The following is a 17,402-nucleotide window of genomic DNA, read 5'->3' as shown; positions in this document are numbered from 1 at the left end:
AGGCCGGTCAGTGAGCCGTGCGCGAGGAAGAGGGGGACGAGGGGGGCGAGGTCGGGTCCGCGAAGGGCACGGCGAGCAGCGGGGCCCTGATCTCGGGGACCGCGGACCATGAGGTCAGGGCGGCGGGAGTGGCCGCCTCGAGCGGACGTATCAACGGGGACATGACGGCGGCTCCGGCCACCACCGGGGCGGTCAGCGCGTGGAACGCGTGATACCGGGCGGTGGACGGCACTCCGGGCAGCAGCGGGGCCGAGACCTCCGTCGGGGCGACCGGGGCGCGGCCGAGCAGGCTCTCGCCGTGCACCTGCCCGAGCTGCGGCGCCGTCCGGCGGCGCTGGGACTCGGGCGTCGTCGCGGCACCGGTGCCCTGGGTGCGCATCGGTGTGACGTTGCTCCCCGTGCCCTGGCCACCGCGGGCCTCGGCATCGACCGGGGTGCCGGTGGTGACGCCGCCCAGCGCGATCGCCGCCAAGGACACGGCACCGGCCGCCACGAACGCGAATCGCAGCCGCGAGGACGACCGGTCGCCGTCGTGCCGGCCCACGTCGTGGATGCGGAAGCCCCGCTCCGAGGGCAGGCCCCGGTGGCCGGGCAGCGGGCCGCCGGTGTCTGAGGGAAGGCCGGGAGCCCCGCCGGGGGACGCCGGCACCACGGGCAGGTGCGACCGGGACGGGGCGTACCCGAACTCGAACCGCTCGCCGCGCTTCACGCCGAAGGCCCCGGACGAAGCGAACCGTCCGGACAGTCCTGTGGGCAGGCCCCCTCCGCCCGGCGGCGTGATCTCACCGTCCGGGCCGCCGCCCGCGGGTAGTCCCTGCAGGCGGGCCAGGAAACTCTCCGAGGGGGGCGGCGGGGCCGCCTCCGCGAAGACGTTCTTCAGCCGGCGCTGGGCGTCCACCTCCGCCTTGCACTTCGGGCAGGTGGCCACGTGCGCCAGTACGCGCTCGCGCGCGTCATGACCGAGCTCTCCGTCCACCAGGGCGGAGAGTCGGTCTCCCAGATGCTGCTCTGCGAGGTGACCCTCGGAGGCCTTCGGTCGAGATCCGCTCACGCGCTCGCGCCCCCTCCTCCCAAGGCGGGAACACGGGGCACGAAGGAGCGGCGCTCGGCGCGCGCCTCCGGGGAGCGGTGCGCGAGAGCCTTGCGCAGCTGGGAGCGTCCGCGGTGGATCCGGGAGCGGACCGTGCCGAGCTTGACGCCGAGGGTCGCCGCGATCTCCTCGTACGACAGTCCCTCGATGTCGCACAGGACGACCGCGGCACGGAACTCGGGGGCGAGGGTGTCGAGGGCCTGCTGGACGTCCGCGTCGAAGTGCGCGTCGTTGAAGATCTGCTGCGGCGTGGGCTCCTTGCTGGGCAGGCGCTCCGCCGCGTCCTCGCCGAGCGCGTCGAAGCGGATGCGCTGCTTGCGGCGGACCATGTCCAGGAAGAGGTTCGTGGTGATGCGGTGCAGCCAGCCCTCGAAGGTGCCCGGCGTGTAGGTCGACAGGGAGCGGAAGACGCGGACGAAGACCTCCTGCGTGAGGTCCTCCGCGTCGTGCTGGTTGCCGGTCAGACGGTAGGCGAGCCGGTAGACGCGGCCGCTGTGCGTGCTGACGATCTCCTCCCACGTGGGCGGAGTCCACGCCTGCCCGTCCGCGTCGGTGGCGAAGGTCGCGGTCTGGGCGAAGTCAGCGGCGTGACTGTGGTCAGCAGCGGTGTCGTTCACAGATGTCGGCCTGCCTGCCGGTCCGAGGAAGCGCCGGAGCACTCCTCCGCGATCCACAGGCGCAGCCGCACCTCCCCTGTCAGCTCTGGTGGTGTCCAGTGGAGCCCCTACCATAGCCACCTCGCCCGTTAGGACCGGATAAGTGGTTTTACGAGAATTTGATCTGGGCTGATACGCCTCGTACTGCTGCGTCGGCCCTGGCTCGGCGTCCTGATCCACTGCCCGTCCCCCCGTCCCGGCCCACGCCGCTCGCTCATCCCTTTAAACGACCGGTCCCATCTGCGGGTTCCCGTGGCCAACGGATACAGTCACGCCCAGGCATTCACGGGGACAGGAGAGGGTCATTACCGGCAACCGGCAGACGAGCTGGGCGTTCGCCGACGCCTATGTCGCCGAGGACGAAACGCTGCACTGGGCCCGGGACCGGGCCCGCGAGGCAGGGTTGCGCTCGGTGACGCCCGGCACGGGCGCCGCGCTGCGGTTGCTGGCCGCGTCGGTCGACGCGAAGGCCGTCGCGGAGATCGGGACCGGCTGCGGTGTCTCCGGGATCCACCTGCTGCACGGTATGCGGCCGGACGGTGTCCTGACGACCGTGGACCCCGAGCCGGAGCACCAGCAGTTCGCCCGTCAGGCCTTCCGCGCCTCGGGCTTCGCCAGCAACAGGGCTCGCTTCATCCCGGGCCGCGCCCTGGATGTGCTGCCCCGCCTCGCGGACGCGGGGTACGACCTGGTCTTCTGCGACGGTGATCGCCTGGAGGTCATGGACTACCTCGCCGAATCGCTGCGTCTGCTGCGCACCGGTGGGCTGGTCGTCTTCGAGGGCGCCTTCGCGAACGGCCGGACGGTGGATTCCGGTCCGCAGCCGACGGAGGTGCTGCGGCTGCGGGAGCTGCTGCGCGCGGTCCGCGAGAGCCAGGAGCTGGTGCCGTCACTGCTGCCGGTGGGCGACGGGCTGCTGTGCGCGGTGAAACGCTAGCCGGGTCGCACGTTATCCGGGCGGGAGACGGGGCAGGCGAGTGTCACCGGCGGAGAAACACGGGAAAACAGCTGCCCCGGCACCGAGGTGATGCCGGGGCAACTGAAAGGGTATGGTCGCTTCCGCGTCAGCCGACGACCTTCTTGAGGGCGTCGCCGAGCGCGTCGGCCTCGTCAGGGGTCAGCTCGACGACGAGCCGACCGCCGCCTTCGAGCGGAACGCGCATGACGATGCCCCGCCCCTCCTTGGTCACCTCGAGCGGGCCATCACCCGTTCGCGGCTTCATGGCCGCCATGCTCGTTCCCCTTCCTGAAACCCAGCTCATCGTCAAAGCCGACGGCCCCGAGAAGGGCACACGTGCGGTCCTTGTGGCAGGACACGCGACACCGGCATCGAACACATTGCTTCCAAGCCATTATCCCGCATCTCAGGACCCGATGACCAACATCAGTCGGCATCGCTTGGGCAACGCACGCGAGCAAAACCACTCAATTCGGCGATGAGGCTGCGATACTCCGCCACCGCACACACTTCAGCCGAACCAATCCGGACGAGAATTGTTTGACGCAGGTCACACGTCCGGTCCGGTTACCGGCCCGCGATCTCCGTCATGCTGTCCTGCAGACCCGGGGCGTACCGGCCGGTACGTCCCCGTTCCGCGACCCGGAGGGGATACGCCATGGCCGACACCGTGCTCTACGAGGTGAGCGACGGACTCGCGACGATCACGCTGAACCGCCCGGAGGCGATGAACGCGCTGAACGTGGAGGCCAAGGTCGCCCTGCGGGAGGCGGTCGAGTCGGCGGCGGGCGACGCTGCCGTGCGGGCGGTGCTGCTGACGGCCGCCGGGGACCGGGCGTTCTGCGTCGGGCAGGACCTCAAGGAGCACATCGGGCTGCTGCTGCAGGACCGGGAGACCGGCTCGGGTCAGACCATGAGCACGGTCCGGGAGCACTACAACCCGATCGTGCGGGCGCTGGCGGGGGCGGCGAAGCCGGTCGTCGCCGCCGTGAACGGGGTGGCGGCCGGGGCGGGCTTCGGCTTCGCCCTCGCCGCGGACTACCGGATCGTGGCGGACTCGGCGGCGTTCAACACCTCGTTCGCCGGGGTGGCGCTGACCGCCGACTCGGGGATCTCCTGGACGCTGCCGCGGGTGATCGGCCCGGGCCGCGCCGCCGATCTGCTGCTCTTCCCGCGGAGCATCGGCGCGCAGGAGGCGTACGAGCTGGGCATCGCCAACCGGCTGGTGCCGTCCGCGGAGCTGCGCACGGAGGCCGAGAAGGTGGCGCGGGCGCTGGCCGAGGGGCCGACGGTGGCGTACGCGGCGCTGAAGGAGTCGGTGGCGTACGGGCTGACGCACTCCTTGGAGGAGGCCCTGGAGAAGGAGGACGAGCTCCAGACCCGGGCCGGCTCCTCCGAGGATCACGCGATCGCGGTCCAGGCCTTCGTCAACAAGGAGAAGCCGAAGTATCTGGGCCGGTGAGCTCGGGGCTGCGAGCGGTCTGCGGCCGTCAGCGGTCTGCGGGTGCGTGGGGCTGGTCGCGCTCCGCGGCGGAGCCGCTGATCGACTCGGCCCCGCGCCCCTTACGGGGCGCTTCTGGCCACGCAGGTTTCCAGGTGATCGTCGACCAGGCCGCACGCCTGCATGAGCGCGTATGCGGTCGTCGGGCCCACGAAGCGCAGGCCGCGCTTCTTCAGGGCCTTGGACAGGGCCGTCGACTCCGGGGTGACCGGCGGGACGTCGGACAGGGTCTTGGGGACAGGGCGGCCGACCGGGTCGGGGGCGTGGGACCAGATCAGTTCGTCCAGTTCACCCGGGGACCATTCGGTCAGCGCACGCGCGTTGGCGAGGGTCGCGTCGATCTTGGCGCGGTTGCGGATGATGCCCGCGTCGGCCAGGAGGCGCTCGCGGTCCTCCTCGGTGAAGGCGGCCACCGAGGCGATCTTGAAGTCGGCGAAAGCGGCGCGGAAGCCGGGCCGGCGGCGCAGGATGGTGATCCACGACAGGCCGGACTGGAAGGCCTCCAGGCTGAGGCGCTCGAAGAGCGCGTCGTCGCCGTGGACGGGACGGCCCCACTCCTCGTCGTGGTACGCGACGTACTCCGGGGCGGACAGGGCCCAGGGACAGCGCAGTGCGCCGTCCGGGCCTGCCAGGGCGGTGCCGTCGCTCACGGCCGGTCCTCCCGCCTCGGCTTGTCCATGGAGACGTGGTTCTCCCCGGCAGCGGGCACCGGTCCGTGGGCGGCGGACGACCGGGCACCGGCCAGGGCGGACTCCAGGTCGGCGATGCGGGCGTCGCGCTCGGCGAGCTCGGCGCCCAGGCGGCTGAGGGCGTCGTCCACGTCCGCCATGCGGTAGCCGCGGGCGGCGAGCGGGAAGCGCAGGCCCTCCACGTCCGCGCGGTCCACCGGCCGGTCCGGGGGCAGCGGGTCCCGCAGCAGTTCGGGGGCGGCCTCGGGCAGGGGGCCGTTCTCGCCGCCGCCCACCACGGCGAGCGTCACCGCGGCGACCACGACGGCGAGCGCGACGACCAGGAACAGGAACATAACCATCGCGGGGCCCCCACGGTCGGATGCATCGGACGCTGTGGGCGTCCTCCGGGTCGGATGTTGTCAGGCTCCGATCGTGCCATGCGAGTCCGACAGTTAGGGTCGCAGGCGGCGGAAGACGGGACGTACCAGGAAAGGTCACAGGGGATGCTCAGGCTGGGCAAGCGGGAATTCGGACCACACGAGCCGGTGATCATGGCGATCGTGAACCGCACCCCGGACTCCTTCTACGACCAGGGCGCCACCTTCCGCGACGAGCCGGCCCTGGCTCGGGTGGAGCAGGCGGTGGCCGACGGGGCCGCGATCATCGACATCGGCGGGGTCAAGGCCGGACCGGGCGAGGAGGTCACGGCCGAGGAGGAGGTCCGGCGGACGGTCGGGTTCGTCGCGGAGGTGCGACGGCGGTTCCCGGACGTGATCATCAGCGTGGACACCTGGCGGGCCGAGGTCGGCGAGGCCGTGTGCGAGGCCGGGGCCGATCTGCTGAACGACGCGTGGGGCGGTGTCGATCCGGGGCTGGCGGAGGTCGCCGCGCGCCATCGGGTGGGGCTGGTGTGCACGCACGCCGGCGGAGCGGAGCCTCGGACACGGCCGCACCGGATCGAGTACGACGACGTCATGGCGGACATCCTGGACGTGACGGTCGGCCTGGCCGAGCGGGCGCTCGCGCTGGGGGTGCCACGGGAGTCGATCATGATCGATCCGGGGCACGACTTCGGGAAGAACACCCGGCACAGTCTGGAGGCGACGCGGCGGCTGGACGAGATGGTCGCCACGGGGTGGCCGGTGCTGGTGTCGTTGTCCAACAAGGACTTCGTCGGGGAGAGCCTGGACCGGCCCGTCAAGGAGCGGGTCGTGGGGACGCTGGCGACGACGGCGGTGTCGGCGTGGCTGGGGGCGCAGGTGTACCGGGTGCACGAGGTCGCGGAGACGCGGCAGGTGCTGGAGATGGTCTCGGCGATCGCGGGGCATCGGGGTCCTGCCGTTGCCCGGCGGGGGCTGGCCTAGCCCGGGTACCAGGGGGCTCCGCCCCCGGCCCCCCCGGAACCTGTGCCAACCCGCCGCCCGAAGCGGTCGGACGAGAAGCCCGGCTCGCCCTACCTGCCCGCCTCCTTCGACACCAGCGCCACCGCCTCGTCCACGTCGTCCGTCACGTGGAACAGCAGCAGGTCCTTCTCCCCCGCCTTGCCCTGGGCGATCACCGTTTCGCGCAGCCAGTTCACCAGGCCGCCCCAGTAGTCGGTGCCGAAGAGGACGATCGGGAACTGGGTGACCTTCTGGGTCTGGACCAGGGTGAGGGCCTCGAAGAGCTCGTCGAGGGTTCCGAGTCCGCCGGGCAGGACGACGAAGCCCTGGGCGTACTTGACGAACATCATCTTCCGGACGAAGAAGTAGCGGAAGTTCAGGCCGATGTCGACGTACGGGTTCAGACCCTGTTCGAACGGCAGCTCGATGCCGAGGCCGACGGAGATGCCCTTCGCCTCGAGGGCGCCCTTGTTGGCCGCCTCCATCGCGCCCGGGCCGCCGCCCGTGATGACCGCGAAGCCCGCCTCGACCAGGCCCCGGCCCAGTCTGACGCCGGCCTCGTACTCGGGAGAGTCCGCCGGGGTCCGGGCCGAGCCGAACACGCTGATCGCGGGAGGAAGTTCCGCGAGCGTGCCGAAGCCCTCGATGAACTCCGACTGGATGCGCAGCACGCGCCACGGGTCGGTGTGGACCCAGTCGGAGGGGCCGCCCGCGTCCAGCAGCCGCTGGTCGGTCGTGCTGGCCTGCACCTGATCCCGCCTGCGGAGGACCGGGCCCAGGCGCTTCTCCTCCGGCGGCTGCTTCTTCCCCTCGGGGTTGCCGGTCGCCATGTGCGCTCCCTCCGTCGTGCCTGTCTTTCCACCTCAGCGTAGATCTACGCGGGTTACGAACGAGGGACGTGAGCATGTCCGCGATGGAGCGCCGTAAACACGAGGGGCGTCCGGAAGGGTCAGGCGGTCAGCCAGTTCCGCAGCCGCTCCTCGCCCGCGAGGATCTTGGCGGTCTCCACGCGCTCGTCCCGCTTGTGCGCCAAGTGGGGGTTGCCCGGGCCGTAGTTGACCGCGGGAACGCCGAGCGCCGAGAAGCGGGAGACGTCCGTCCAGCCGTACTTCGGCATCGGGGTGCCGCCGACCGCCTCGATGAACGCCTTGGCCGCCGGGTGGGAGAGCCCGGGCATCGCCGCGCCGCTGTGGTCGACGACCTCGAACGAGGCGACTCCGCAGTCCGCGAAGACCTCCCGGACGTGCGCGACGGCCTCCTCGGGCGTGCGGTCGGGCGCGTAGCGGAAGTTGACGGTGACCACGCACTCGTCGGGAATCACATTGCCGGCCACTCCGCCGCTGATGCCGACGGCGTTCAGGCCCTCGCGGTACTCCAGGCCGTCGATGACCGGCCGGCGGGGCTCGTAGGAGGCCAGCCGGGCGAGGATCGGGGCGGCGGCGTGGATCGCGTTGGAGCCCATCCAGCCGCGCGCGGAGTGGGCCCGCTCGCCGGTGGTCTTGAGCAGGACCCGCAGCGTGCCCTGGCAGCCGCCCTCGACCTGGCCGTCCGACGGCTCCAGGAGCACCGCGAAGTCGCCCTCCAGCCACTCGGGGTGGGTCTCGGAGACGTGCTTGAGGCCGTTCAGCTCGGCGGCGACCTCTTCGTTGTCGTAGAAGACGAAGGTCAGGTCGCGGTTGGGGGACGGGACCGTGGCCGCGATGCGCAGCTGCACGGCGACGCCCGACTTCATGTCGCAGGTGCCGCAGCCCCACAGGACGCCGTCCTCGTCGAGCCGGGAGGGGACGTTGTCCGCGATCGGAACGGTGTCGATGTGCCCGGCCAGGATCACCCGCTCCGAGCGGCCGAGGTTCGTGCGGGCCACGACGTTGTTGCCGTACCGGTCGACCGTCAGGTGGGGCAGGGCGCGCAGCGCGGTCTCGACGGCGTCGGCGAGGGGCTTCTCGGTGCCGCTCTCGGAGCGGAAGTCGACGAGCCGGGCGGTGAGCTCCGCGGCGTCCAGCGTGAGGTCAAGCGAGGTGTCGGCCATGCCGACGACCCTAACGCGCCGGGCTTGGGCCTCACTCTCCCCACCCTGCTCATGCCACTGCGTACTCTCCAGTACCTTGTACGGCGTGTCAGAGCCGTCCTCTCCCAAGCGTCGTGGCCGCCTCTTCCGATGCGGAGCCGCCTTCGTGGCCCTGCTCGCGGTCGCCGGTTACCTCGTCGTGCAGTACGTCACCGGGGGCTCGGGCGGACCGGGCTGCAAGGTCGTCTCCGGCAAGGGCGACGGGGCGTCGTACGAGTTCACCCCCGAGCAGGCGGTGAACGCGGCGACGATCACCGCCGTGGGGACCGCGCGCGACCTGCCCGAGCGGGCCGTGACCATCGCGCTGGCGACGGCGCTGCAGGAGTCGGCCCTGCGCAACATCAAGCACGGCGACCGGGACTCCCTCGGCCTGTTCCAGCAGCGGCCCTCGCAGGGCTGGGGAACGCCGAAGGAGATCATGGACCCGACGTATGCGGCCGGTGAGTTCTACGACCATCTGGTCAAGGTGCCCGGCTACACGCGGCTGCCGCTCACCGTCGCCGCCCAGCGCGTGCAGCGCAGCGGATTCCCGCAGGCCTACGCCAAGCACGAGCCGGACGCCGCGCTGCTGGCCGCGGCCCTGACCGGGCAGTCCGCGGCCACGCTGACCTGTGACGGCCGCCCGGCGGCGACCCGGGCGTCGGGCCCGGACGGGGTGCGGGCCGCGCTCGTGCGGGACTTCGGGCGCGATGTGCTGGAGCCGGCCGGTGCCGAGGTGGGGGGTGCGTCGAGGGGCACGCCCACGCCGTCCCCGAGCGCCACGGACGGGACCGGCGGGCGGACGGTGACACTGCCGGTGACCGCGGGCACCACCGCGGCGACCGGGCGGGGCCCGGGCCTGCCCGGCTGGCAGCTGGCGCACTGGGCCGTGGCCAACGCCTCCGAGCTGCACATCGCGCGCGTCACCTACGCGGGGCGGGAGTGGGTGGCGGGGAACACCGCCAGCCAGTGGCGCACCGTCGCGGAGAAGGGCACCGCGGGTGCGGAACGCCCCGGGGACGCCGTCCGTATTGTCACGATGCGCTAGGTCGCGCAGGGGTACGGGAACTCACCCCTGGGCGTTATCCGCGCGACCCGCACCGCGGGTGTGCGCAGGTTTTCGCACTCTTACCCGGGAACTCCCGAAAACCCTTGGGCGCACAGGGCCGGAAGGGATGTGGCGGGCATTCCGGCGGAGGTCTTTTCGCCCGTTTGTCCCCAGCCGATTATGCGACGCATTACCAACTCTTTACGTTCCGGCGCCGCAACCTTCGCGGGTTTCAAGCGGTAGTCACTGCGTCCGAGCCGGGGGCGGTCGCAGCCAGTCGGTCCAGGCCCGGTGTCGGTCGGACACTTCACGAACCTCTGTTCTCTCCCGTTGAAGGAGCACCATGTCCCTCCCCCTGACCCGCCGTATCGCCCGTGCCGCGCTGATCGTCGCTGCGGGAGCGGCTGCCGGGGTCGGTGCGGCCGGCTCCGCCAGTGCGGCCCCCGAGCTGCCGGCCAACCCGAACCTCGGCGGGCTGACCGCCCTGGACGGGGCGAACGTCGGCAAGACCGTGGACAGCGCGGCGACGGACGCTTCCAAGTCCGCGGGTGACGCCGGCAGCAAGACCGTCAAGAAGGCGGTGCCGGCCGCGGGCAAGCTCGGCGGCAAGACGGTCAAGAAGGCCACGCCCGTCGCGCAGAAGGCGGCCGGTGCGGCGGCGGGATCCGCCGGGCAGCTCGTCGGTGGGGCAGCCGGGGGCGGTCTGCCGACGGACTCCCTGACCAAGGGTGGCGTGCCCACCACGGGCACCCTGCCGACGAAGGGCCTGCCGGTCGGCTGACGCCGAGCCCCGCGACCGAGGCCTGAGGGGCCCGGGGAAGCTTCCCCGGGCCCCTCAGGCATGTGCTCGCTCAGCGCCGCATCGGTTACAGACGCCGTACCGCCGCCGCCACCCTCTCGTCCGTCGCCGTCAGCGCCACGCGGACGAACTCCGCGCCGGCCGGGCCGTAGAAATCGCCGGGGGCCACGAGGATGCCCCGCTTGGCGAGGTGGTCGACCGTGTCCCAGCAGGACTCGCCCCGGGTGGCCCACAGATAGAGGCTGGCCTCGCTGTGCTCGATGCGGAAGCCGTGGGTGACCAGGGCCTCGCGCAGCAGCTCACGACGGGACGCGTAGCGCTCGCGCTGGACACGGACGTGGTCGTCGTCGCCGAGGGCCGCGATCACCGCCGCCTGGGTGGGGGCCGAGGTCATCATGCCGCCGTGCTTGCGGATCTCCAGCAGCGGGCCGAGGACCGCCGGGTCGCCGGCCAGGAAGGCCGCGCGGTAGCCCGCGAGGTTGGAGCGCTTGGAGAGCGAGTGGACGGCGACGATGCCGTCGTGGGAGCCGCCGTTGACGTCCGGGTGCAGGACCGAGACCGGGTCGGCCTCCCAGCCCAGCTCCAGGTAGCACTCGTCGGAGACGAGCAGGACGCCGTGTGAGCGGGCCCAGGCGACGATCCGGGTCAGCTCCTCCTTGGGCAGGACCCTGCCGGTGGGGTTCGACGGGGAGTTCAGCCAGAGCAGCTTCAGGCCCTCGGGGTCCAGCTCCGTCGGGTCGTCGTAGGCCTCGTACGCGGCGCGCGCCAGCCGTGCGCCGACCTCGTACGTCGGGTAGGCCAGGCGCGGGAAGGCCACCCGGTCGCCGGGGCCGAGGCCCAGCTGGGTCGGGAGCCAGGCGACGAGTTCCTTGGAGCCGACGATCGGCAGCACGTGGCGGTGGGTGACGTCCCGGGCACCGAGGCGGCGCTCCACCCAGCCGGTGATCGCGTCGCGCAGCTCGGGCGTGCCCCATACGGTCGGGTAGCCCGGCGAGTCGGCGGCGGCCACCAGCGCCTTCTGGATCAGCTCGGGCACCGGGTCGACGGGGGTGCCGACGGACAGGTCGACGATGCCGTCCGGGTGGGCGGCTGCCGTGGCCTTGTACGGGGTCAGCTTGTCCCAGGGGAAGGTGGGCAAGCGGTCTGAGACTGCGGACACGGGTTCTGGCTCACTTTCTGGTACGTACGAGCCGGTGACGGCAAACGCCTCGGCCCCGTACGGCGATCAGCGGGTGATCGGGCCGTACGGGACCGAGGCGGCACGGAGTGCGGGCCGCTCTTACTGGTTCTGCGGCGGCAGCGCGGCGACGAAGGGGTGGTCGCGCTCGATCAGCCCCAGCTTGCTGGCGCCGCCCGGCGAACCGAGCTCGTCGAAGAACTCGACGTTCGCCTTGTAGTAGTCCTTCCACTCCTCCGGAGTGTCGTCCTCGTAGAAGATCGCCTCGACCGGGCAGACCGGCTCACAGGCACCACAGTCGACGCATTCGTCCGGGTGGATGTACAAGGACCGCTGGCCCTCGTAGATGCAGTCGACCGGGCACTCCTCGATGCACGCCTTGTCCTTGACGTCGACACAAGGCTGCGCGATGACGTAGGTCACGCTGTCGTTCCTCCTCGATAGGGCGCTGGCGGGCCTCCTCAGGCTCCGCCGCCTGGCGCGCGGGAGCGCGGCGTCGTCGATGCCCGCCCCTAGTATCTCCGTTCTTGGGCATGATCCGAACAGGAGGGGTGAACTGACCTGTGGAAATCTCTGCCGCCGGGCGACTCGAGGTCCGCATCACCGCTGCTGACGTGGGCAAACGGGTCTCCGTACGGAGCTTGATCGAACATGACGCTCCGGGTGAGAAGTTCACCGACACGGTTGGTGTTCTCACATCATGGGACAACGGTGTGCTGCTCATCACACGGAAGAGCGGCGAAAGCGTCCGCATCGCGGAATCCACGCTGGTCGCGGGCAAGACGGTGCCCTCCGCTCCGGCGCGTCGCCGTGGCCCGGCCGCCTCCTACGAGGAGCTGGCCCGGGTCGCCGCGCGGGCCTGGCGGCCCGTGGAGAGCGAACGGCTCGGCGAGTGGGAGCTGCGGGCCGCGTCGGGCTTCACCCGGCGGGCCAACTCGGTGCTGCCGCTGGGCGCGCCGGGCGTGCCGCTCGACGAGGCGTTCGGCGCCGTGCGGCGGTGGTACGGCGAGCGGGGACTGCCCGCCTACGTCCAGACCGCGACCGGCGCCGAGGGCACACAGGAGCTGCTCTGCGCCGAGCTGGAGCGGCGGGGCTGGGTGCGGGAGGTGACCGCCGAGCTGTGGGTCGGGCCGCTGGCGCCGGTCGCCGACCGGGGTGATCCGGCGGTGGTCGTGCTGTCCCGGGAAGCTGATGAGGCCTGGCTGGCCCGGTACCAGCGCAAGGGCGTGAGCGAGGTGGCGTTGCGGGTGCTCCGGAGTGGGCCCTCCGTGTGGTTCGCGAGCGTGCCCGGGGCGGCCGGGGCCGGGTCTCCGGCCGCCATCGGGCGGTGTGTCGTCGACGGGCGGTGGGCCGGGTTCGCCGCCGTCGAGGTCGATCCGGCGCAGCGGCGGCAGGGGCTCGCCACGGCCGTGATGTCCGCGCTGGCCCGCCGGGCGCTCGACGAGGGCGCCTCGGCCGCGTGGCTCCAGGTGGAGGCCGAGAACGCGGGAGCGCGGGCGCTGTACGCGCCCATGGGCTTCGCCGCGCACCACGCGTACCACCACTACCGGGCGCCGGACGCCGGCGGCACCGGCCGGTAATCGATCGTCGCGAGAGGGCACGAGCCAGTCATGCGTCCCCCGTATCCCCCGTCCCCCGGGCGTTCCGCCGAGCTGCGGCGGCGGTTCGCCGAGGAGGCCCGTTCGGAACGGCCCGATCTGTCGACGCTGTGCCTGCTGGTGGGTGCGGAGGCGGACGGGGAGCTGGACGAAGCGGGTCTGGACGCCGCACAGGTCGAACTGGACCGGCTGGCCGGGCTGCTGCCGTACCGGCCCGCCGGGCCGCGGGCCTGGGCGGTCGCCCTGCGGGAGCTGCTGGGCGACCGGATGGGGTTCCACGGCACCCCCGGCGACTACCAGCGCCTGGAGTCCTCGCTGCTGCACGAGGTGCTGGTGCGGCGCAGGGGGCTGCCGATCCTGCTGTCCGTGGTGTGGATGGAGGTCGCCAGGCGCGCGGGGGCGCCGGTGTACGGGGTGGCCCTGCCGGGGCATTTCGTGGTCGGGTTCGGGCCCGAGGAGGGGCAGGTGCTCGCGGATCCGTTCGACGGCGGGCGGGTGCTGAGCGGGGCCGACGCCGAGGTGCTGGTGGCCGGGGCGACGGGGGCGGGGATCGATCCGTCGATGCTCCGGCCGGCCGATCCGCTGGATGTGGTGCTGCGGATCCTGAACAACGTGCGGGCGTGGGCCGCGGCCCGGCCCGAGCGGTCGGATGTGGCGTTGTGGGCGGTGGAGTTGTCGTTGCTGCTGCCGTCGCATCCGGCGCGGTTGCGGTACGAGCGGGCGCAGTTGCTCGTGCGGCGGGGGGAGTTTCTCGGTGGGGCCTTGGAGTTGGAGGCCTACGCGGAGGTGGTGGAGGCCGTGGACGAGGCCGCGGCGGAGCGCGTGCGGGGCGAGGCTTTGGCGGCCAGGGCGATGCTCAACTGACGCCTTCTCGCCGTAGGGGCTCGTGGGGTCTTGCGTGTGCGGGTGCGTGGGACTGCTTCGCGCGGTTCCCCGCGCCCCCTGAAGGGGCGATTCACAACCAGCCCTTTTCGCGGGCTACCCGGACCGCCTCCGCCCGGTTTCTCACCGCCAGCTTCTGAATGGCCGTGCTGAGGTAGTTGCGGACCGTGCCCTGGGAGAGGTGCAGGGTCGTGGCCAGTTCGGCGTTGGTGGAGCCGTCGGCGGCTGCCCGGAGGACCTCTCGCTCCCGGCCCGTCAGCGGGTTGGCGCCCTCCGCCAGGGCCGCTGCCGCGAGGGTGGGGTCGATGACGCGTTCGCCGGTGAGGACCTTGCGGATGGCCTCGGCGAGCTGGGCGGCCGGGGCGTCCTTCACCAGGAAGGCGTCGGCGCCGGACTCCATCGCGCTGCGCAGGTAGCCGGGGCGGCCGAAGGTGGTGAGGATGACCAGCTTCACGGCCGGAAGCTCGGCGTGCAGGCGGGCCGCGGCCTCTATGCCCGTCGCGCCGGGCATCTCGATGTCCAGCAGGGCCACGTCCACGGCGTGGTCGCGGGCCGCCCGGAGGACCTCGTCGCCGCGGGCCACCTGGGCCACGACCTCGATGTCCTCCTCCAGGCCGAGCAGGGCGGCCAGGGCCTCGCGGACCATCGACTGGTCCTCGGCGAGCAGGACCTTGATCGTGCGGCTCATGCCCGGGATCCTACGTCCGACGCTGCGGCCGTCGGCACGCGGGCGACGAGGCGGAAGCCGTGCTTGGACGGGCCCGCTTCCAGGGAGCCGCCCGCCTTGGTGAGGCGCTCGGTGAGACCCGCGAGGCCGTTTCCGTGGCCGGTGCCCTTGCCGCCCGAGCCGTCGTCCTCGACGGTGAGTTCCAGGACCGGCCCGTCGAGGGTCTGACGGCCCACCAGCTCAACCGTGCAGCGGCGGGCCCCGCTGTGCCGTACGACGTTGGTGACGGCCTCGCGCAGCGCCCAGGCGAGGGCCGACTCGCTCTCCTCGGGCACACCGGCGAGGTCGGGATCGGCGGGCAGCTCGGCGCTGACGCCGGCCGCGGTCAGGGCGACCCGGGCACCGGCGAGTTCGGCGTGCAGGCGGGGGCGGCGGTAGCCGGTGACGGCCTCGCGTACGTCGACGAGGGCCTGGCGGCTGACCTGCTCGATGTCCGCGACCTGCTGGGCCGCCTTGTCGGGCTGCCCGGGCAGCATCCGCCCGGCCAGCTCGCTCTTGAGCGTGATCAGGGAGAGCGAGTGGCCGAGCAGGTCGTGCAGGTCCCGGGCCAGCCGCAGGCGCTCCTCGTTGGCGGCGAGCTGGGCGACGGTCGCGCGGGCCTCGCGCAGGGCGATGGTCGTCCTGACGAGTTCGCGTACGCCGGTCATCGCGAAGCCGCCGAGCAGGGCCGGGATGAGCAGCCCGGCCAGGTAGGTGTGGCCGTCCGGCACGGCGAACGCCACGGCGGTCAGCAGCGCGCAGGCGCCCGGGATCGTCCAGCGGGCCATGCGCAGCGACAGGGCCGCGCCGGAGGCGATCGACACGTACACGAACAGCACCAGCCACTCGCGGCCCAGGGTGAGGGCGAGGAGTGTGGACTGGGCCGCGAGGACCCCGAGCGAGGCGAGCACCAGGCCGTTGCGTTCACCGCGGCCGGTGCGGAAGACCAGCACCATGTACCAGGTGACGAAGGCGGCCAGGCCCAGCCATCCGAGGACCCGCACACCGGTGCTGTGGCCGCCGTGCAGCAGGTCGGTGACGGGTGCGCTCAGGTAGACCAGCCAGATGCCGGTCCACATCGACTTCACCACGCGCTGCCTGCGGTTGACCGGGCGCTGCCCGATACCGACGCCGACGTCGTTCACGCCTTCAGGGTGTCCTTCCGGTACAGCCAGGCCGCGCCGCCCGCGAACAGGACGAACGACACCACGAGGACGGCGAGATCCTGGACGTGCGGGGCCCGGCTCTGCTCGATGGCCTGTCCCAGGGCAGCGTACGCGTGCGTGGGCAGCCACTTGGCGATGTCCTGGAGCCAGCCCGGGAAGGTCGTGGTGGGCATCCACAGGCCGCCGAGCATGGACAGGCCGAAGTAGGTGATCATCGTGATCGGGCGGACCGCGTCCCCGCTGGCCAGGTAGCCGAGGGCGACGCCTAGCGCGGCGAAGACGAGGCTGCCGGCCCAGATCGCGCCGGTGAGGGCGAGCCACTGCCAGGCGTCCAGACGTACGCCCTTCACCGCCGCGGCGACGGCGAAGACGATGACGATGGACGGCAGGCTGACGACGGCGGCGCTCGCGGTCTTGGCGAGGACGTAGCCGCGGCCCGGCAGGGCGGTCAGGCGCAGTTGCCGTACCCAGCCGCCCTCGCGCTCCTTGGCGATGCGCTCGCTGTTGCCCATGAGGACGGCCGTGAGGGCGCCGAAGGACGCCATGGAGACCATCATGTAGGTCGGGAGGGTCAGGCCACTGCCGGGGACCTTCGTGGTGCTGTCGGCGTTGCCCGCGATGATCAGGAACAGCACCGACGGGTAGATCACCGAGAAGAACAGGAACTTGCGGTTGCGCAGGGCGCGGGTGAGCTCCAGCTTGATCAGGCTGTTCACTTCGACTTCGCCTCCTCGGCGGTGGTGATGGCGACGAAGGCCTGTTCCAGGCCGAGCCCGGCGACCTCGAGGTTGCGGGGGTAGACGCCGAGGCCGTACAGGGCGTGGACGGTGGCGTCGGCGTCGGAGGACTGGATGCGCACGGTCCGGCCGGAGATGTCGATGCCGGTCAGGAAGGGCAGGGCGCGCAGGGCCGCCTCGTCGACGGTGTCCTGCACGTCGAAGGCGATCCGGCGGGCGCCCGCCTTGGCCTTGATCTCGGCGGCCGTGCCGTCGGCGAGGAGGCGGCCGCGGTGCAGGACGAGGACCCGGTCGGCGACGGCGTCGGCCTCTTCCAGGTAGTGGGTGGCGAAGAGGACGGTCCGGCCCTGGTCGGCCTGCTCGCGCATGGTGGCCCAGAAGGCCTGGCGGGTGGTGACGTCCATGCCGGTGGTCGGCTCGTCCAGGACGATGAGGTCGCTGTCGCCGGCGGTTGCGAGGGCGAAGCGGACACGCTGGGCCTGTCCGCCGGAGAGCTTGTTGACCTTGCGGTCGGCGATCTGCGCGATGCCCGCCCGGGACAGGACCTCGGAGGGCCGGTACGGCTCGGGGTGCAGGTCGCAGGCGAGCCGCACGAGTTCGGCGACCGTGACCTCGTCCATGAGGCCGCCGCTTTGCAGCATGGCGCCCACGCGCCCGGCGACGATGGCCTCCCGGGGACTGGTGCCGAAGAGCCGTACCGCGCCGCTGTCGGGGTTCTTGAGGCCGAGCAGCAGGTCGAGGGTGGTGGACTTGCCGGCGCCGTTGGGACCGAGCAGCGCCACGGTCTCCCCCGGCCTGAGGTCCAGGGTCAGCCCGTCCACGGCCCGGACGCTGCCGTAAGCCTTGCTCACCTGGTCGAACGCGACCACCGAAGCTGTCGTTGTCATAGGGACATCGTGGCTTCGAGGCTGCCGGCGCAGGCAGTGCCGGGTGTCCGGAGAGCCGCATGACAGGTGTCATGCCGATGAGGTGACGGCGAGAGCC

Annotated in this window: 20 protein-coding genes; 7 read left to right on the top strand and 13 right to left on the bottom strand. The window is 72.1% G+C overall.

Features of this window, described 5'->3' with window-relative positions:
- Positions 1 to 7: 7 nt before the first annotated feature.
- Together AB0B29_RS08125 and sigE are read right to left on the bottom strand one after the other, a co-directional pair.
- Positions 8 to 1,051, bottom strand: a complete 1,044-nt coding sequence (locus tag AB0B29_RS08125) for an anti-sigma factor family protein (protein WP_362235462.1) — start codon at positions 1,049 to 1,051, stop codon at positions 8 to 10.
- Positions 1,048 to 1,821, bottom strand: coding sequence for an RNA polymerase sigma factor SigE (gene sigE, locus AB0B29_RS08120; protein WP_362235460.1), 774 nt, complete (start codon positions 1,819 to 1,821; stop codon positions 1,048 to 1,050). Before sigE ends, AB0B29_RS08125 begins: the two co-directional genes overlap by 4 nt.
- A 163-nt stretch (positions 1,822 to 1,984) precedes the next feature.
- Between sigE and AB0B29_RS08115 the strand changes: the two genes are divergently transcribed.
- Positions 1,985 to 2,683: an O-methyltransferase gene (locus AB0B29_RS08115; RefSeq protein WP_362235703.1), complete on the top strand. Its 699-nt coding sequence runs from the start codon at positions 1,985 to 1,987 to the stop codon at positions 2,681 to 2,683.
- Between the two features lie 127 nt (positions 2,684 to 2,810).
- On the opposite strand, the gene AB0B29_RS08110 is transcribed toward AB0B29_RS08115, so the two are convergent.
- Positions 2,811 to 2,978: a DUF3117 domain-containing protein gene (locus AB0B29_RS08110; RefSeq protein WP_003966491.1), complete on the bottom strand. Its 168-nt coding sequence runs from the start codon at positions 2,976 to 2,978 to the stop codon at positions 2,811 to 2,813.
- A gap of 384 nt (positions 2,979 to 3,362) precedes the next feature.
- On the opposite strand from AB0B29_RS08110, the gene AB0B29_RS08105 reads away from it, so the two are divergent.
- On the top strand, positions 3,363 to 4,166 hold the full coding sequence (locus AB0B29_RS08105) for an enoyl-CoA hydratase/isomerase family protein (RefSeq protein ID WP_362235458.1): 804 nt from the start codon (positions 3,363 to 3,365) through the stop codon (positions 4,164 to 4,166).
- A 101-nt stretch (positions 4,167 to 4,267) separates the two neighbouring features.
- Here the strand turns inward: AB0B29_RS08105 and AB0B29_RS08100 are convergent, their stop codons facing one another.
- Positions 4,268 to 4,855: a DNA-3-methyladenine glycosylase I gene (locus tag AB0B29_RS08100; RefSeq protein WP_362235455.1), complete on the bottom strand. Its 588-nt coding sequence runs from the start codon at positions 4,853 to 4,855 to the stop codon at positions 4,268 to 4,270.
- Complete coding sequence (locus AB0B29_RS08095) at positions 4,852 to 5,235, bottom strand: DivIVA domain-containing protein (RefSeq protein WP_361941863.1); 384 nt, start codon at positions 5,233 to 5,235, stop codon at positions 4,852 to 4,854. The genes AB0B29_RS08100 and AB0B29_RS08095 overlap by 4 nt, the downstream gene beginning before the upstream one ends.
- Positions 5,236 to 5,379: 144 nt before the next feature.
- Here AB0B29_RS08095 and folP point away from each other — a divergent pair, with 144 nt between their 5' ends.
- Positions 5,380 to 6,240: a dihydropteroate synthase gene (folP, locus tag AB0B29_RS08090; RefSeq protein WP_362235452.1), complete on the top strand. Its 861-nt coding sequence runs from the start codon at positions 5,380 to 5,382 to the stop codon at positions 6,238 to 6,240.
- 89 nt (positions 6,241 to 6,329) lie between these two features.
- On the opposite strand, the gene AB0B29_RS08085 is transcribed toward folP, so the two are convergent.
- Positions 6,330 to 7,088, bottom strand: a complete 759-nt coding sequence (locus tag AB0B29_RS08085) for a TIGR00730 family Rossman fold protein (protein ID WP_362235449.1) — start codon at positions 7,086 to 7,088, stop codon at positions 6,330 to 6,332.
- Between the two features lie 119 nt (positions 7,089 to 7,207).
- Positions 7,208 to 8,287 (bottom strand): succinyl-diaminopimelate desuccinylase, encoded by a 1,080-nt coding sequence (gene dapE, locus AB0B29_RS08080; protein WP_362235446.1) that lies wholly within the window; start codon positions 8,285 to 8,287, stop codon positions 7,208 to 7,210.
- Between the two features lie 85 nt (positions 8,288 to 8,372).
- Between dapE and AB0B29_RS08075 the strand changes: the two genes are divergently transcribed.
- Positions 8,373 to 9,353 carry a heavy metal transporter gene (locus AB0B29_RS08075; protein ID WP_362235443.1) on the top strand — a complete coding sequence of 327 codons (981 nt, stop codon included), beginning with the start codon at positions 8,373 to 8,375 and terminating at the stop codon, positions 9,351 to 9,353.
- Between the two features lie 343 nt (positions 9,354 to 9,696).
- Positions 9,697 to 10,134, top strand: coding sequence for an ATP-binding protein (locus AB0B29_RS08070; protein ID WP_362235441.1), 438 nt, complete (start codon positions 9,697 to 9,699; stop codon positions 10,132 to 10,134).
- A gap of 85 nt (positions 10,135 to 10,219) precedes the next feature.
- Here AB0B29_RS08070 and AB0B29_RS08065 read toward each other — a convergent pair whose 3' ends face one another.
- Both AB0B29_RS08065 and fdxA read right to left on the bottom strand, forming a co-directional pair.
- Positions 10,220 to 11,311, bottom strand: a complete 1,092-nt coding sequence (locus AB0B29_RS08065; protein WP_362235439.1) for a bifunctional succinyldiaminopimelate transaminase/glutamate-prephenate aminotransferase — start codon at positions 11,309 to 11,311, stop codon at positions 10,220 to 10,222.
- Between the two features lie 120 nt (positions 11,312 to 11,431).
- Positions 11,432 to 11,752, bottom strand: coding sequence for a ferredoxin (gene fdxA / locus AB0B29_RS08060; protein ID WP_003973842.1), 321 nt, complete (start codon positions 11,750 to 11,752; stop codon positions 11,432 to 11,434).
- A gap of 140 nt (positions 11,753 to 11,892) precedes the next feature.
- Between fdxA and AB0B29_RS08055 the strand changes: the two genes are divergently transcribed.
- Complete coding sequence (locus tag AB0B29_RS08055) at positions 11,893 to 12,909, top strand: GNAT family N-acetyltransferase (protein WP_362235436.1); 1,017 nt, start codon at positions 11,893 to 11,895, stop codon at positions 12,907 to 12,909.
- Positions 12,910 to 12,939: 30 nt separating this feature from the next.
- A complete protein-coding gene (locus AB0B29_RS08050; protein ID WP_362235433.1) occupies positions 12,940 to 13,791 on the top strand; it encodes a transglutaminase-like domain-containing protein in 852 nt (283 codons plus the stop codon).
- Between the two features lie 91 nt (positions 13,792 to 13,882).
- Here AB0B29_RS08050 and AB0B29_RS08045 read toward each other — a convergent pair whose 3' ends face one another.
- The 4 genes from AB0B29_RS08045 to AB0B29_RS08030 are packed head-to-tail and all read right to left on the bottom strand — an operon-like array spanning position 13,883 to position 17,305.
- Complete coding sequence (locus AB0B29_RS08045) at positions 13,883 to 14,497, bottom strand: response regulator transcription factor (protein ID WP_362235431.1); 615 nt, start codon at positions 14,495 to 14,497, stop codon at positions 13,883 to 13,885.
- Positions 14,494 to 15,660, bottom strand: coding sequence for a sensor histidine kinase (locus tag AB0B29_RS08040; RefSeq protein ID WP_362235429.1), 1,167 nt, complete (start codon positions 15,658 to 15,660; stop codon positions 14,494 to 14,496). Before AB0B29_RS08040 ends, AB0B29_RS08045 begins: the two co-directional genes overlap by 4 nt.
- Positions 15,657 to 16,397 (bottom strand): ABC transporter permease, encoded by a 741-nt coding sequence (locus tag AB0B29_RS08035; RefSeq protein WP_362235427.1) that lies wholly within the window; start codon positions 16,395 to 16,397, stop codon positions 15,657 to 15,659. Before AB0B29_RS08035 ends, AB0B29_RS08040 begins: the two co-directional genes overlap by 4 nt.
- Positions 16,394 to 17,305 carry an ABC transporter ATP-binding protein gene (locus tag AB0B29_RS08030; protein ID WP_362235424.1) on the bottom strand — a complete coding sequence of 304 codons (912 nt, stop codon included), beginning with the start codon at positions 17,303 to 17,305 and terminating at the stop codon, positions 16,394 to 16,396. The genes AB0B29_RS08035 and AB0B29_RS08030 overlap by 4 nt, the downstream gene beginning before the upstream one ends.
- Positions 17,306 to 17,402 lie beyond the last annotated feature (97 nt).

It is taken from the genome of Streptomyces tibetensis, assembly GCF_040647715.1.
In the GTDB taxonomy this organism is placed as follows: Bacteria; Actinomycetota; Actinomycetes; order Streptomycetales; family Streptomycetaceae; genus Streptomyces; species Streptomyces tibetensis_A.
Note: the sequence above shows the minus strand (reverse complement) of the source record. Positions and strands in the feature narration are given on the sequence as shown.

Bases quoted from the DNA above. Each gene is read 5' to 3' on its own strand.
- sigE (WP_362235460.1), bottom strand. From the start codon at position 1,821: ATGGTAGGGGCTCCACTGGACACCACCAGAGCTGACAGGGGAGGTGCG.
- AB0B29_RS08110 (WP_003966491.1), bottom strand. From the start codon at position 2,978: ATGGCGGCCATGAAGCCGCGAACGGGTGATGGCCCGCTCGAGGTGACC.
- AB0B29_RS08105 (WP_362235458.1), top strand. From the start codon at position 3,363: ATGGCCGACACCGTGCTCTACGAGGTGAGCGACGGACTCGCGACGATC.
- AB0B29_RS08095 (WP_361941863.1), bottom strand. From the start codon at position 5,235: ATGGTTATGTTCCTGTTCCTGGTCGTCGCGCTCGCCGTCGTGGTCGCC.
- folP (WP_362235452.1), top strand. From the start codon at position 5,380: ATGCTCAGGCTGGGCAAGCGGGAATTCGGACCACACGAGCCGGTGATC.
- AB0B29_RS08085 (WP_362235449.1), bottom strand. From the start codon at position 7,088: ATGGCGACCGGCAACCCCGAGGGGAAGAAGCAGCCGCCGGAGGAGAAG.
- dapE (WP_362235446.1), bottom strand. From the start codon at position 8,287: ATGGCCGACACCTCGCTTGACCTCACGCTGGACGCCGCGGAGCTCACC.
- AB0B29_RS08070 (WP_362235441.1), top strand. From the start codon at position 9,697: ATGTCCCTCCCCCTGACCCGCCGTATCGCCCGTGCCGCGCTGATCGTC.
- AB0B29_RS08050 (WP_362235433.1), top strand. From the start codon at position 12,940: ATGCGTCCCCCGTATCCCCCGTCCCCCGGGCGTTCCGCCGAGCTGCGG.
- AB0B29_RS08045 (WP_362235431.1), bottom strand. From the start codon at position 14,497: ATGAGCCGCACGATCAAGGTCCTGCTCGCCGAGGACCAGTCGATGGTC.
- AB0B29_RS08030 (WP_362235424.1), bottom strand. From the start codon at position 17,305: ATGACAACGACAGCTTCGGTGGTCGCGTTCGACCAGGTGAGCAAGGCT.